At 61.5% G+C, this 13,894-nt stretch carries 13 protein-coding genes; 10 read left to right on the top strand and 3 right to left on the bottom strand.

The window, feature by feature from the left end; translation table 11 throughout:
- Positions 1-206: 206 nt before the first annotated feature.
- The 4 genes from F6X39_RS30900 (at position 207) to F6X39_RS30915 (ending at position 4,153) form a co-directional block, all read left to right on the top strand.
- Positions 207-1,091, top strand: coding sequence for a GNAT family N-acetyltransferase (locus F6X39_RS30900; protein WP_187619381.1), 885 nt, complete (start codon positions 207-209; stop codon positions 1,089-1,091).
- 6 nt (positions 1,092-1,097) lie between these two features.
- Positions 1,098-2,021, top strand: a complete 924-nt coding sequence (locus tag F6X39_RS30905; protein WP_187619382.1) for a 2-hydroxyacid dehydrogenase — start codon at positions 1,098-1,100, stop codon at positions 2,019-2,021.
- A gap of 183 nt (positions 2,022-2,204) precedes the next feature.
- Positions 2,205-3,602, top strand: a complete 1,398-nt coding sequence (locus F6X39_RS30910) for an aspartate aminotransferase family protein (protein ID WP_187619383.1) — start codon at positions 2,205-2,207, stop codon at positions 3,600-3,602.
- Between the two features lie 53 nt (positions 3,603-3,655).
- Positions 3,656-4,153 carry an Lrp/AsnC family transcriptional regulator gene (locus tag F6X39_RS30915; protein ID WP_187619384.1) on the top strand — a complete coding sequence of 166 codons (498 nt, stop codon included), beginning with the start codon at positions 3,656-3,658 and terminating at the stop codon, positions 4,151-4,153.
- 36 nt (positions 4,154-4,189) lie between these two features.
- Here the strand turns inward: F6X39_RS30915 and F6X39_RS30920 are convergent, their stop codons facing one another.
- Positions 4,190-5,146, bottom strand: coding sequence for a LysR substrate-binding domain-containing protein (locus F6X39_RS30920; protein ID WP_187619385.1), 957 nt, complete (start codon positions 5,144-5,146; stop codon positions 4,190-4,192).
- Between the two features lie 135 nt (positions 5,147-5,281).
- Between F6X39_RS30920 and F6X39_RS30925 the strand changes: the two genes are divergently transcribed.
- The 4 genes from F6X39_RS30925 (at position 5,282) to F6X39_RS30940 (ending at position 9,845) form a co-directional block, all read left to right on the top strand.
- Positions 5,282-6,373, top strand: coding sequence for a tartrate dehydrogenase (locus F6X39_RS30925; protein ID WP_187619386.1), 1,092 nt, complete (start codon positions 5,282-5,284; stop codon positions 6,371-6,373).
- Positions 6,374-6,398: 25 nt separating this feature from the next.
- Entirely contained in the window at positions 6,399-7,871 is a 1,473-nt protein-coding gene (locus F6X39_RS30930) for an NAD-dependent succinate-semialdehyde dehydrogenase (RefSeq protein WP_187619387.1), read from the top strand.
- Between the two features lie 245 nt (positions 7,872-8,116).
- On the top strand, positions 8,117-9,409 hold the full coding sequence (locus F6X39_RS30935) for an NAD(P)/FAD-dependent oxidoreductase (RefSeq protein ID WP_187619392.1): 1,293 nt from the start codon (positions 8,117-8,119) through the stop codon (positions 9,407-9,409).
- Positions 9,410-9,440: 31 nt separating this feature from the next.
- On the top strand, positions 9,441-9,845 hold the full coding sequence (locus F6X39_RS30940; protein WP_222945365.1) for a DUF3331 domain-containing protein: 405 nt from the start codon (positions 9,441-9,443) through the stop codon (positions 9,843-9,845).
- A gap of 485 nt (positions 9,846-10,330) precedes the next feature.
- Here the strand turns inward: F6X39_RS30940 and F6X39_RS30945 are convergent, their stop codons facing one another.
- Complete coding sequence (locus F6X39_RS30945) at positions 10,331-10,513, bottom strand: hypothetical protein (protein WP_187619388.1); 183 nt, start codon at positions 10,511-10,513, stop codon at positions 10,331-10,333.
- Between the two features lie 517 nt (positions 10,514-11,030).
- On the opposite strand from F6X39_RS30945, the gene F6X39_RS30950 reads away from it, so the two are divergent.
- A complete protein-coding gene (locus F6X39_RS30950; RefSeq protein ID WP_187619389.1) occupies positions 11,031-11,387 on the top strand; it encodes a hypothetical protein in 357 nt (118 codons plus the stop codon).
- Positions 11,388-12,132: 745 nt separating this feature from the next.
- Here F6X39_RS30950 and F6X39_RS30955 read toward each other — a convergent pair.
- Positions 12,133-12,753 (bottom strand): TetR/AcrR family transcriptional regulator, encoded by a 621-nt coding sequence (locus F6X39_RS30955; RefSeq protein WP_187619394.1) that lies wholly within the window; start codon positions 12,751-12,753, stop codon positions 12,133-12,135.
- Between the two features lie 189 nt (positions 12,754-12,942).
- Between F6X39_RS30955 and F6X39_RS30960 the strand changes: the two genes are divergently transcribed.
- A partial coding sequence (locus tag F6X39_RS30960) for an efflux transporter outer membrane subunit (protein ID WP_262414877.1) occupies positions 12,943-13,894 on the top strand: 952 nt, incomplete at its 3' end.

A 13,894-nucleotide genomic window follows, 5' to 3' on the forward strand; every position in this document is an offset into this window, starting at 1 on the left:
TCATAGAGCCGTAGGCGCGGCATATGTCGCCGATAAAAATCCTCGCGCAGCAGAACGCGCCTGTAATGAGCCATCAAACGCGGCGTTTTGTATTGATTCGAGATTCGGCCATTTCGAGTGCCAAAGATAGAACGATCGTCCTAGTCACACCGCGCACCGGATGACAGAGTGACGACGTAAGCTTTCAGCCATTCAGGGAGTACGGCGTGTCCGATTCGAATACCGGTTCGATTACCTATCGACCTTTCACCCACGACGATATCGCCGCCGCGCATGCGCTGAGTGTTGAGTTCAAATGGCCGCATCGCGCGGACGACTGGCGTTTCGTCGCGCAACTGGGTGCGGGTTTCGTCGCGGAAGACGCGAGCGGCGTGATCGGCACGGCGTTGTGCTGGAAATACGGTGCCGACCGGGCATCGCTCGGCATGGTGATCGTGTCCTCGGAACAGCAAGGGCGCGGCATCGGCAGCAAGCTGATGGATCTGGTGCTGGAGGAACTCGGCAGCCGGATCACGTTTCTGCATGCCACACCGGCGGGGCAACCTTTGTACGAGAAGCTCGGTTTTCGCGCGGTCGGCATGCTCGACCAGCATCAAGGCGCGGCATTCCAGCCGCCGCTCGTTTCCTTGCCGCCCGGGGAGCGGCTGCGTCCGCTCGGGTCGAGCGATACTGCGCGGATCGTCGAACTGGCATCGCAGGCAAGCGGCCTCGACAGGGGCGAAGTCCTGCCCGCGCTGCTGAATACCGCCGACGGCATCGCCCTCGATCGCGACGGCGAACTGGTCGGCTTCGCGCTGTTTCGCCGCTTCGGGACAGGCTTTGCGATCGGGCCCGTGGTCGCGCCCGCGTCGGAGGATTCGAGCCGCGCCAAGGCGTTGATCAGCCACTGGCTGGCGCTCAACGAAGGCGTGTTCGTACGCATCGATACGCCAGGCGAGAGCGGGCTGACCGAATGGCTGACACAGTTGGGAGTTCCGCGCGTTGATACGGTCGTCAAAATGGTTCGACCCGCCACGCCGGCTGATCTTGCAGGTGCGGGCAAAAGCGGCCCCTATCTGCAATACGGCATCATCAACCAGGCGATCTGCTGATCCACCATGACCTTCCTTTATAAGGCCGACCCGGCGCGTGGCGCGCAATGGGCCAGACTCTTCGCGCAGAAAGCACCGGACCTGCCGTTTCACGTCTGGCCCGATCTCGGCGACCCGGCCGCGATCCGCTACCTCGCCGCCTGGCAACCGCCGCAAGATCCCACCCGCACCTTCCCGAACCTGGAAATCGTTTTCTCGGTCGGCGCGGGCATCGATCAGTTCGACCTGTCGGGCGTGCCGGCGCATATACCGGTGGTGCGGATGATCGAGCCGGGGATTATCGAAGGAATGGTCGAATACGTCACACAAGCGGTGCTGACGATTCATCGCGATCTGTTCGACTACGGTCTTCAGCAACAACAGATCTGGCGTGAGCTGCCGCTCAAGCCGGCCGGCGAGCGCCGCGTTGGCGTGCTGGGGCTCGGCGTGCTGGGCACGGCGGTGCTGGACAAGTTGCGGCTATTCGGTTTCGCCTGCGCAGGTTGGAGCCGATCGCCGCGCGAGATCGAAGGCGTCGAATGCTGTGCGGGCGAAGCCGCGCTTGATAAGTTTCTCGCTCGCACCGACATCCTGATCTGCCTGTTGCCGCTCACACCGGCGACACGCGGCCTGCTCGATGCCGAACTGTTCGCGAAGCTGCCGCGCGGCGCATCGCTGATTGAAACCGGGCGCGGTCCGCATCTGAATCAGGACGATCTGCTGATGGCGCTGGACAGCGGCCAGTTGCACAGTGCCATTCTCGACGTCACCGATCCCGAGCCGCTGCCCTCCGGCCATCCGTTGTGGACGCATCCGCGTGTGCGTATCACACCCCATATTGCCAGTGCGACACGGCCGGAGAGCGCCGTCAACGTGGTGCTCGAGAATCTGCGCCGCCATCGCGAAGGCCGGCCGATGGTCGGTCAGATTGATCGGACACAGGGATATTGAACGCGCCGCTGCCTGAAACGCCCGCCCGTCGCGGCTTTTCTGCGTCCGCAGCAGAAAATGCCGAGACCAGGTATCAAAACGCGTCGGACGCGCTTTTCGGACGGTTGTTTAGGTGAGCACGTGATCGTCGTAGGTCAGTAGTATGGAGCGGTCAACAGCCCCTTTCCGCGACGAGAAACCATCATGCCGATTCATTCGCTCATTGAAGCCGACCGCAAACATCTGATTCACCCGGTTATCAGCTACCGCGCGCACGAGGCGCGCGGCGTCACCGTCCTCGAGTCCGCCCACGGCGCGTTCCTGCGCGACGCGGCCGGCAACGAGCTGCTCGACGCCTTCTCAGGTCTGTGGTGCGTGAACGTGGGTTACGGCCAGCAAAGCATTGTCGATGTGGCCACCGAGCAGATGAAGAAACTGCCCTACGCGACCGGCTATTTCCATTTCGGCTCGGCCCCGGCAATCGAACTCGCACAAAAGCTGGTGGAAGTGTCGCCCGTTTCGCTGCAACATGTGTATTTCACACTCGGCGGGTCCGATGCAGTCGATTCGGCCATCCGTTTCATCACGCACTACTTCAACGCAACCGGGCGGCCGGCGAAGAAACACATCATCGCGCTGCAACGTGGCTACCACGGTTCGTCGACGATGGGCGCGGGGCTCACCGCGTTGCCCGCGTTTCACCGCAACTTTGATCTGCCGTTGCCGAACCAGCATCATCTGCCGTCGCCGTATGCGTACCGTAACGATTTCGCCGACGACGCCGCGTTGATCGCCGCTTCGGTGGCTGCACTCGAAGCGAAAGTGGCCGAACTGGGCGTGGACAACGTCGCGGCCTTCTTCTGCGAACCGATCCAGGGTTCGGGCGGCGTGATCGTGCCGCCGGTCGGCTGGCTAAAAGCGATGCGCGACAGTTGCCGTCAGCTCGGTATTCTGTTCGTCGCCGATGAAGTCATCACCGGTTTCGGCCGTACCGGTCCGCTATTCGCCTGCCAGGGTGAGAACGTCGAGCCGGATCTGATGACCGTGGCAAAAGGCTTGACCGCCGGCTATGCGCCGATGGGCGCCGTGCTGATGTCAGACGAAATCTATCAAGGCATTGCCGACGGCGACGCCGAAGCGGTTGTCGGCCACGGCCATACGTACTCGGCGCATCCGGTGAGCGCGGCGATCGGTCTCGAGGTAATGCGCCTCTATCACGAAGGCGGCCTGCTCGCGAACGGCGTCGCCCGCGGCCCGCGCTTCGCACGCGGCCTCGACGCGTTGCTCGCGCATCCGCTGGTGGGCGACTCGCGCCATCGCGGCCTGCTCGGTGCACTCGAGCTGGTGTCGGACAAAGACAGCAAGGCCGGATTCGACCCGTCGCTGAAACTGTCAGAACGGATCGCCGCCGCGGCGTATGAAAACCGCCTGATTTTCCGCGCGTTCGGCGACAACATTCTCGGCTTTGCGCCGGCGCTGTCGTACACGGAAGCGGAGTTCGATCTGATGTTCGAGCGCCTCGAAAAAACCCTCGACGACGTTCTCGGACAAGCCGATGTACGGGCCGCGCTGAAGGTCAAAACTCATGCCACTGCGTGCTAGAGTAGAGGGCCCTTCGAGTCCCTTTCACCTTTCGCCGGAGCGACAACGTTACGATGAGTAGCGACTGCAAGCTGGACCGGATTGACCTGCGCATACTTTCCCAGTTGCAGAAGGAAGGCCGCATAACCAACGTCGAGCTTGCCGACGCGGTCGGCCTTTCGCCCAGTCCGTGCCTGATCCGGGTCAAGCGTCTGGAGAACGCCGGCTACATCATCGGGTACGGTGCGCAGATCCAGCTCGAAAAACTCGGCGACGTGCAGCTTGTGTTTACCGAGGTCACGCTCGCCGATCATCGGCGGGAAGACTTCATCAAGTTCGTGAACGCGATCAAAGACGTCGACGAGATCGTCGAGTGTCATCTGGCGAGCGGCGGTTATGACTATTTGCTGAAGTTCGTCACGCGCAGCGTGAGCCATTATCAAAGCATCGTCGAAGGTCTGCTGGAGCGCGATGTCGGCATCGACAAATACTTCAGCTACGTGATTATCAAGTCGCCATTCGTGAAGAGTCACTACCCGCTCGAAGCACTGTTCTCGCAGAACCATCACTAGGCGGTGCTTTACCCGTGATCTCCTGGAGCTTGCCGCTTAACGCGCGGCAGCTCCGGCCATGTTCACGCCGGCCGCATCGTCAGCCGGAGGTCTCCATTGCGCGAATTCCTCGCTTAGAAAGTCGACGCATACCCGCACTTTTGCCGACTGAGCGAGCCGCGCCGGGTACACCGCCCACAGGTTCGCGGGTTGCGCGACTTCGGGAAGAACCTGCTGCAACTGGCCGCTGTCGAGCAAGGGCCGCACGTCCCACATCGAACGCAACACGATGCCACGCCCGGCCAATGCCCATTGCACCGCCACCTCGCCGTGATTGGTCGACAATGGTCCCATGACCTTGATCGACGCCGTTTCGCCGCGCACCGTCAAGCGCCATAGACCGAATGGATGATCGCGCTCCTTGATTGCGAGACATGCGTGCGAGGACAGATCGGCGAGTTGCCGCGGCGCGCCGTGCCGCGCGAGGTATTCCGGCGAAGCGCACAGTACACGATGATTTGACGCGAGCCGCTTCGCAATCAGATGCGGGGCGATCTCGTCGCCGATGCGAATATCGAGGTCGAAGCCCTCGCCGCCCACATCGACGAGACGGTCGAACAGATCGAGCCGCACGCTCAATTGCGGATAGTGCTCGGAGAAGCGCGCCAGCGCGGGCGCGACAAAACGGCGGCCAAAGCCGAAGCTGCTGGAAATGCGCAGCTTGCCGCCGGGAATGCGGCGCGTGGTAGAGACGTCTTCCACCAGTTGATCGACATTGTCGAGAATCTTTTCGGCCCACGTGTAGACACGCTCGCCCGCTTCCGTAATCGCGACGCGGCGAGTGGAACGGTGCAACAGGCGCGTACCGAGCGTAGTCTCGAGCACGTTGATCCGTTTACTGACGTACGCCGCGGACACCGACAAAGCCTCTGCCGCTGCGCTGAAGCTCGATTTGCGCGCCACTTCGCAAAACACACGCAAATCGCCGAGATCGGGTGACGGGTTGATATTCATTGGTCGCCTGGTCGCCAACACGACTGTACACGAATCGTGCACAGTGGCTTAACTAAAGCGATCATTTTAGTCTCAAACAGCAGGAATAAAATAGCCGTTATCGAATCGTCCAGAAGCCCAACGGAGGAGCACAACATGTCGAAGAAATATCGCATTGCAGTCATACCCGGCGACGGCATCGGTATCGAGGTGATGCCGGAAGCCATTCGCGTGCTGGACACGGTGAAGAAACGCTTCGGCATCGAACTGGAATATCAGCACATTGAATGGGCGAGCTGCGAGTACTACGCAAAGCACGGCAAGATGATGCCGGACGACTGGAAAGCCCAATTGCAGTCCGCGGACGCGATTCTGTTCGGCGCGGTGGGCTGGCCGGACACAGTGCCTGACCATATCTCGCTGTGGGGCTCGCTGCTGAAGTTCCGGCGCGAATTCGATCAGTACATCAACCTGCGCCCGGCCCGGCTTTTCGCCGGCGTGCCGTCGCCGCTCGCGGGACGCAAGGCGGGCGACATCGATTTCTGGATCGTGCGAGAAAACACCGAGGGCGAATATTCGTCGGTGGGCGGCGTGATGTTCGAAGGCACGGAGCGCGAATTCGTGCTGCAGGAATCCGTGTTCACGCGGCAGGGCAGCGAGCGCGTGCTGAAGTTCGCGTTCGACCTCGCGCAACGGCGCGAGCGCAAGAAGATCACCGTGGCCACGAAGAGCAACGGCATCGCGATCAGCATGCCGTGGTGGGACAAATGCGCGGCCGGCATCGCGGCGCATTATCCCGACGTGACGTGGGACAAGCAGCACATCGACATTCTCTGCGCGCGCTTCGTGCTGAACCCGGATCGCTTCGACGTGGTGGTGGCCACTAATCTGTTCGGCGACATCCTGTCCGATCTCGGCCCCGCCTGCACCGGCACGATCGGTCTCGCGCCGTCGGGCAATCTGAACCCAGACCGCAAGTTTCCTTCGCTGTTCGAGCCGGTGCACGGCTCGGCACCGGACATCGCGGGCAAGAACATCGCCAATCCGATCGCGATGATCTGGTCGGCCGCGATGATGCTCGACTTCCTCGGCAATCACGAGGGCACGGAACGCGAGGCGCACGACGCGATTCTCGCCGCGATCGAAGCAACGCTGGTCGAGGGCCCGCATACCGGCGACCTCGGTGGCAAAGCGACCACTACCGAAGTCGGTCAGTCGATCGCCGCGAGATTCGCTTCACTCGTTTAATTGCGTTCAGGCAACAGGAGGCCATATGGCACGCACATTCGAACTGAGCGAACTCATTCGCTCCGACAACTTCATCGACGGCGACTGGACGCCCGCGCAAGACGACGCGCGCTTTGCCGTGACCGACCCGGCCACCGGCGAGGTCATCGCCGAAGTCGCCGACAGCAGTCCCGCCGACGCCCGCGCCGCCACCGATGCAGCCGCGCGTACCCTGCCCTCATGGCGGGCGCGACTGCCAAAGGAACGGGCCGCCGTACTGCACCGCTGGCATGCGCTGATCGTCGCGAATCAGGACGCGCTCGGCACGCTGATTTCGCTCGAACAGGGCAAGCCACTCGCGGAAGGCAAAGGCGAAGTGGCGTACGGCGCTTCGTATGTCGCATGGTTCGCGGAAGAAGCCACGCGCATCTACGGCGATCTGATTCCGCAGCAGCAGCGCGGCAAACGCATGACAGCGTTGAAGGAACCGATCGGCATCGTCGCGGCGATCACGCCGTGGAATTTTCCGCTGGCTATGATCGCGCGCAAGATCGCGCCGGCGCTCGCTGCCGGCTGCACGGTGGTCGCCAAACCCGCTGAAGACACGCCGCTCACCGCCTCGGCGCTCGTGCTGCTCGCGCATGAAGCCGGTGTACCAGCGGGCGTGCTGAACCTGATCACGGCCTCGCGTGATCACGCGGTCGCCACCGTCGCCGACTGGCTGCACGATGCGCGCGTGCGCAAGATTACCTTCACCGGCTCGACGCCGGTCGGCAAGTATCTCGCGCGGGAATCCGCTGAGACACTGAAGAAACTCTCGCTGGAACTGGGGGGCAACGCGCCCTTCCTCGTGTTCGACGACGCCGACCTCGACGCCGCCGTCACCGGCTTGCTGGCCGCGAAATTCCGCAACGGAGGCCAGACCTGCGTGTGCCCGAATCGCGTCTATGTACAGACAGGCGTGTATGAGCGCTTCGGCGCCATGCTGGCCGAGCGGGTCGGCGCATTGAAAGTGGCGCCCGCCACGGACCCCGCCGCGCAGATCGGCCCGATGATCAACAACCGCGCGCTCGACAAGATCGCCCGCCACGTGGACGACGCCATCTTGCACGGCGCGCGCGTGCTGACCGGCGGCAAGCATCTCAAGGAACTTGGCCCGCACTACTATGCGCCGACCGTGCTCGCCGACGCCACCGCCGAAATGCAGCTGAACAGCGAGGAAACCTTCGGTCCGATCGTGCCGCTGTTCCGTTTCGACAACGAAGCCGAAGCCGTTGCCGCTGCGAACGACACGCCGTTTGGGCTCGCCGCGTATTTCTACAGCGAGAACGTCAAGCGCATCGACCGCGTGTCGCGCGCGCTCGAAGCCGGGATCGTCGGCATCAACGAAGGCGCGGTCTCGAGCGAGGCGGCACCATTCGGCGGCGTCAAGGAATCGGGCTACGGACGCGAAGGCTCGAAGTACGGCCTGGACGACTACCTGTCGATCAAATACCTCTGCCACGGCAATCTCGAATGAGCGCAGACACGAGCATGGACGCCTATCCGATCGAAGTCGAGTTTCCCGATATCTCGGTGTACGCGCAACGTGGCCAGCGCGGCGACGCCCCGTGACTGGCCTACGATTTTTAATGTCGTGATCTTATCATACCTGAACCGTACAGTTTCTTTTCGTTGACGTGGGCGGTGATCTTGATAACTATACTGTCCAGTATTGTAAAACGCGAAAGGGAGTAGGAGATCATGCAAGAGAGACATTTGACGATGCGCCAAATGACCCGGATCGTCATCGTCGGCGGCGGCATCGCTGGACTTCTGCTCGCGACCAGGCTGGGCAACACGCTTGGCCGCAGCGGCCGCGGTCAGGTTACGTTAATCGACAAAAGTGCAACGCATATCTGGAAGCCCATGCTGCACACCATCGCGGCAGGCACTCGCGATGTCCAGCAACAGCAGGTCATCTATCTCGCCCACGCCCGCGACCACGGCTTCAACTATCAGCCAGGCGAAATGGAAGGTCTGGACCGCAATGCGCGCGTCGTGAAGCTGGCTGCGCTGCGTTCGCCGTCGGGGGAGGTCGTAATCGGGCCGCGCGCGGTCGAATACGATGTGCTGATTCTTGCGTTAGGGAGTCGCGCCAACGACTTCGGCACACCAGGCGTACTTGATCATTGCCATTTCATTGACAGCCAGGCACAGGCTGAAGTCTTCAACGAAGCATTGCGAATCCGTATATTCCGGAGCGTTGTGACGAATAGCCCGTTGCGCGTGTCTATCGTCGGCGCCGGAGCGACCGGCGTCGAACTGGCTGCGGAGTTGAGTCGCTTGCTCGAAGTGGCGTCGAGTTACGGCGACCCCGGCATCCGCTCACGTCTGCAGCTCACCCTTTATGAAAGCGCACCGCGCGTACTGGCGGCATTTCCGCCGGCGGTGTCGGAGTCCAGCGAGGCACAGTTACGGCATATCGGCTTCTCGGTACGAACGGGCACGCGAGTGACCGCCGCCGAATCCGATGGACTCCGGTTGGGCGACGGCAGCAAGCAACCGGCGGATTTGATGGTATGGGCGGCGGGCGTCAAGGCCTCTGATTTTCTAGGCAAACTGGATGGGATCGAGAGCAATCGTTCCAATCAGATCACCGTCAGGCCAACCCTGCAGGCGCAGGACGACGACACACTATTCGCCCTCGGCGACTGCTCGACGTTGACGCTCGCCGGCAATGAACGCCCTCTCGCACCCACGGCGCAAGTCGCCACGCAACAGGCACAACACCTCGCGAAGCACTTGCCGGACTGGCTCGGCGGGGGATCATTGCCCGACTTTGCATTTCACGACTTCGGCGCGCTCGTGTCGCTGAGCGACTACAGCGCTTTTGGGACGCTCGGGCAGTTCGGATTCTTCCGCGGCGGGTTTATCAAGGGCCGATTCGCGCAGCTCAGTCACGCCATGCTCTATCGACAACATCAGCAGGCTTTGCACGGTTTCGGCAAGGCCATGATGCTGTGGACTGCCGAGCGGATTAACGTCTTCGTGCAGCCGAAGATACGGCTGAGCTGAGCGCCACCTCGCTTTTGACGGGAGTACTGCCATGGATCAATGCGTGACGGCCGACACTGCATGGCAGCGCACAGTCGGCCAACTCGATTTGGGATGCGCGCAACAATTGACGGCTCGGGTCAGGAATATAGTCGATTCGGGTGGATCGAGCCGTTTGCCGGTCAAGAATGGCGACGTTGCGATCGCGCTGCTCGATCGACCCAGTCCACGAACGGCCACGGTATCGTGGAGCGACCCTCGATATTGCAAGTACGGCGAACAGCTTTGGCGCCTTGCTACAGCGAAACGATCGGGTATATGCGCTTTGAGCGGACAAGGCATCGCCGCAGGCGATGTAATCTACCGCCCCGCAAAGGTCGAGCCGCCTCCCGCAAACGCGGCTGCCATAATGCTCGCAACGTTAGTCGAACTCGCATTTACCGATCCAACTTGTTAGTTTTCGCGGTCGTTTTTCGCTGTTGATACTTCCCGGACGTCGCCGATGCGTGCGAATGTCGCTTAACAGGTATGCAAGGGACGATTGCGAATCTTGCGCGAACGACTCGAAGCGTTTAGTTTGTAGCTTGAGGGTGTCGAACGGAGCTTGGGTGGACGGCGCGCTACGTGTCCAGCCAGCCTGTAAGAACGTCAGGTCAAATCTGCCCCCTGCGAAAGCGAACGTCACGATCTCCGAAGCGTGCCGTTATAGAAGCGCGGGCAAATGGTCACGAAGGCGAAACCGGCAATGGATCGTGCAAAAAAGTTGCCAACCCGATGTCCGTCAAGGGTCCGGCACACCGAGTGTTGAACCCCAGCATGGGCCGCGTCGGTTGCTTGATCCGCGTCAAGGGGGAATGGCGGCATCTCTACCCGCCAACAGAACCGTCATAAGCGCCCCAGTTGACGAGTGATCGAGTGGCCTTCGTCATTGCGCAAGAGGGCTCAGTGCGTCAGGACGCTCGGATGTGCGGCGAGGCGCTCGACCTCGAGTAGCGCCTGACCCAACACATCGATAGCTCCATTCGTGGTGGAGGCCGTAGCAGCGCTGCGCAACGCCTGCTGAACGATGTCGTGAATGACGTCTGTGTTCGATGATCCGGCGTGGAACGTAAGTTGATGTGCCATAAGTATTCCTTCGTAAATGGCGAAGTGTGTGTCAGATAGATGCAGTATAAGCAAACCGCGCCCCTCATTTGACGCTCGCAACTATGAGTTGCGAGATCTCCGACAAACGGGTCTGTGTGAACCGCGATTCGCTGGCATCAGAACAACAAGCGGAAGGTATTGCGATATTCACGTAGCGTCTGGCAACGAACTTCGATTGAAGCGTTACGCTCGACGGCTGATTCCACTAGCGTAACGCCCCGGCTGGATACCGTCGAAGCAAATGTGCCACGTCGTCATTCAGATGGTCCGCACGACCCCTGCCTCCGGACACACTAAAGAACTGCGCACCGCTCCAGGGCAATCGGCTACAACCTCACAGCGACGGCAACTATCCGTTTCCCCGGAGATGCTTGTAAGCCGACGGTAAGTGACTAAACTGGCACCAACGAACTGGCAAACAGCACTCATGCCTCGCCAGACCGTTGTTCCCCAAACACCGCGTCTCTGCATCCGACGCTCGATATGGAGTCTGATCATGCCAAAGTCGAAGAGCTTCATCCCCGTCCCTGTTGTCGCGTCGATCCTGTCGTTCTCGACCGTCGCATTCGCTAACAACAATGGTCCGCAAGCGTATGAGCAAGCGGCTGCGCAACCGGTTCAGCGTCAAACGGTCGGCTACCATGACCGCACGAGCGCCACTACACAACATGCAATGGACTTTCAGGCGGTGTTAGCCCGCGTGGAAGTCCAACGACAGGCGTTCAACAACTACGGCGGAGCGAATAGTTCGTCCGCTCCCCTCCGGTCAGACAACGTCGCGTCGGGTAGCCCCATCGACTTCAGTACCGCAACAGCATCCTGGCGTTACAAGGCGACCCTGGCCGTGCGTTGATACGGCCTGCGGCTGCTAATCGCATCAAAATCAACACAACCAACTGTAGAGAATTGAAATTAAAAGGACGTTTTTTTCGTACTATTCGCATTCCTTACCAGCACATCCGTTCTTGCGCAAAGCAATCTGCCTCAGCGATTGCCCTCGCAGCAGCCAGCGTCCGCAGGACAACCCTCCACGAAGCAGTTTTCACCGGGTGGGCCGCAGCTTCCGCAACCTCCGACACAAGCCTCGGCGCAAGTCCCGACCCAGCTTCCGAAATGACCCCCCTGTGGCTGCACAGCCCGCGCAGCCATACCTGGGAGCCCGGCCATCGTCGCGGTTATCCGGATTCTGTTCATCGCCGTAGGCGCATGCGATGCACGACGGCGTTTGCGGCGATTCGTTCATGACGTCGGCAAATCGCTGGCCGCGAGATCCTGGCTGGTTGGGCAATAGACTGCTCTCAACCTTCCTCAGCAATTCCTCAGCAATTCGATGAGGCGCTGCGTCTTCGCCGGGTGCCTGCGGGTTTCGGCGATCGCATGGACCGCGATCGGCGTACCCCGCCATCCGGGCATGATCCCGGACTAGCCGTCCACGGCCCATTCATCGTGACGATTGGCTCCGCAACGGGCTGATTACCCATGTCACGCGTTGCAAACGGCGGATTTTGCCGACGCTAGGCAGGGTGAACCGTCCACCTGGCGACACGGTGGCGGTTCGCCTGCTGTCTCCCACGGTCCGCGACCGTTCAGGCACCTGCCTATGCGGCATCAGTCCCGTCCGTCGGCCCATATGCGGCCAGAAACACGTCGACCGCTCTTTGAACGACTTTGGCGATGTTGCGGGAACTGGTATCCGCCGGCACCCCCAGCAGGCAGAGTTCCAGCAACTCCGCTTCATACAGCCCGCGCAGATGCGCTGTGGCGATGGCTGCGTTACAGCGGCGCAGCTTCCCGGCGTCAATCAATTGCTGCAGGAAGTCAGTCACCGTTTGCCAGCCGGGCTTCGGCCCGCGCTCATAGAACATAGCGCCGACGTTCGACCGGCCACCTTCGAGATGCGCGAGACGGCGCACCGCGAGCAGTTGCGGTGTCAGCAGCGCAATCAGACAGTGCTTGCCGAAGCTCACCAGTGCGTCGCGAACCGGCACGGTGGTCTTCAGTTGCGCGCGTGCAGCTTCTGTTCCCTGTAGCGCGGCGACGCCCATGAACTCGGTGAACATCTCGTCCTTCGACTTGAAGTAGTTGTAGAGCGTGGCCTTTGACACGCCTGCCCGCGCCGCAATCTCCGACATCGACGCAAGCTCGAACCCCAATTCACTGAACACCTCAAACGCGGCGTCAACGATCACCTGCCGCTTTGCTTCTGTCTTCACCCTCATCTTTGATGCGCTCCTCCGGTCTGCACGACCGATCAATGACATGGCCGGCGGCACGCCCGTGGCCGGCCTTCGACTGCAACGTTGCAATTTTACCATACCTGAACCGTACAGTTTATTTGTTGTTGACATCTCCGATTTCGATAACTAGACTGTGCAGTATTGTAAAACGGAGCGAGGGAGCAGGGGATCATGCAAGAGAGCACCGAGGTTGGGATGCAGCACAAACCAGTGAGGCTGGCCGTCGCGTTCGCATTCGCCATCGTGGCGGGCGCCTGCGCGCAACTACCTGACATGCCGCAAAAGCCGGTAACGAAGGACATCAGCAGGTACGAGACGGCAGAAAGTCTCAGTGCGGGCTCCGGCAAGCAGGCCGGCACCGCGTCCGCCTGGCCCACCGACCAGTGGTGGCTCGGCTATCGCGACCCGCAACTGAACGGCCTGATTTCAGAGGCGCTCAAGGATGAGCCGACGCTGGCGGCCGCCCAGGCGCGGCTGCATAACGCCGAGGCGTCGGCGCAGGTGGCAGGCGCGGCGCTGCTGCCCGAAGTCAGCGCGCAGGGCTCGGTCGAAAAGAAGAAGCAGAGCTACAACAACGGTATTCCCTCGGATTTCGTTCCCCACGGATGGCGCCCCTACGGCAGCGCCGAGCTCGACTTCAGCTACGAAATCGACTTCTGGGGCAAGAATCGCGCTTCGCTAGCCGCCGCCACGTCGGAACTCGAAGCGGCGCGCGCCGATGCGGCGCAGGCCCGCATGGTTCTCTCCGCGTCGATCGCCGCAGCGTATGCCGACCTCGCGCGTCTGTTCGCCGAGCGCGACAGTGCGCAGGCGGCACTGCAGGTGCGCACGCAATCCGCACAGCTGTTCAGGGAGCGTTTCGCAAACGGGCTGGAAACGCAGTCCGGCGTCAAGCAGGCTGAATCGAAGCAGCAAAGCGCGCAGGCCGACCTGCTCGAGCTGGATGAATCGATTGCACTGGAGCGCAACCAGATCGCCGCGCTGATGGGCGCGGGGCCCGACCGCGGCTTGCGCATCGCACGGCCGGCCGTCGATCTGACCCAGCCTGCCGGCATGCCCGCCAACCTTGGACTCGGCCTGCTTGGCCGTCGCCCGGACGTGGTCATTGCACGCCTGCGCGTAG

The organism is Paraburkholderia sp. UCT2 (assembly GCF_014397665.1).
In the GTDB taxonomy this organism is placed as follows: domain Bacteria; phylum Pseudomonadota; class Gammaproteobacteria; order Burkholderiales; family Burkholderiaceae; genus Paraburkholderia; species Paraburkholderia tuberum.